The organism is Oceaniserpentilla sp. 4NH20-0058 (assembly GCF_040371755.1).
Classification (GTDB): domain Bacteria; phylum Pseudomonadota; class Gammaproteobacteria; order Pseudomonadales; family Oceanobacteraceae; genus Bermanella.
Genome location: NZ_BAABWE010000025.1, coordinates 1 through 933, shown reverse-complemented (window position 1 = coordinate 933; position 933 = coordinate 1). Strand labels below are relative to the sequence as shown.

The 933-nt window shown below is 43.1% G+C and carries 1 protein-coding gene; it reads left to right on the top strand.

Features of this window, described 5'->3' with window-relative positions; genetic code table 11:
- Positions 1–75 precede the first annotated feature (75 nt).
- The coding region (locus ABWV45_RS15460) for an alpha-amylase family glycosyl hydrolase (RefSeq protein WP_353352619.1) at positions 76–933 on the top strand (858 nt) is incomplete at its 3' end.

Genomic DNA, 933 nt, shown 5'->3' with positions numbered 1-933 from the left:
TTTGATCATTCATACAAACTTCGTATTCACAATCATCAACGGCTCCATCATATTTAAAATATCAGAGGAGTGAATATGCCAAAACCAAGGAAGGAACAGGTAAGCCTTGAGGCTACGCCTTATTATCACTGTGTGTCACGCTGTGTGCGTCGGGCATTTTTATGTGGTTATGACAGCCACGATAAAGTGAGCTACGAACATAGGCGAGCTTGGCTTGAAAATGAGTTATTAAACCAAGCACAAATCTTTGCCATTGATATTGCCGCCTACGCCATTATGTCCAACCACTATCACGTGGTGTTACACATAAATCAAAAACAAGCTGAGCACTGGGATATTGATGAGGTTATTGATCGCTGGCATAAGCTGTACAAAGGCAATACCCTCAGCCAACGTTATTTAAGCGACCCTAATTTTTCAAAAGCAGAGTTTGAAAAACTCAAAGAGTTTGTAGAAATATGGCGAGCGCGATTAATGGACATTGGTTGGTTTATTGGTCGTCTTAATGAAAAAATAGCTCGGCAAGCCAACTATGAAGATCGATGTACTGGCCGTTTCTGGGAAGGACGATTTAAATCACAAGCCCTGCTTGATGAAAAAGCCCTCGCCGCCTGTATGGCTTATGTCGATTTGAACCCCGTACGCGCTAAAATGGCAAAAACACCGGAAAATTCTGAACATACATCGGTAAAAGCTCGAGCTGAAAAAGCGAAACTAGCCCATCAACCCAACCACCCTAAGCAGCAAGTATCTAAACTCATGCCGTTTGTGGGTAACCCCAGAAACAACATGCCTGACGGACTACCCTTTCGTTTAACGGATTATTTAGCCCTAATTGACATAACAGGCCGTGCCATTCGTGAAGACAAACGGGGCCATATTGAGAAGAATCTACCTGATATTCTCAACCGCTTAGGCATTGAGCCTGAAAAC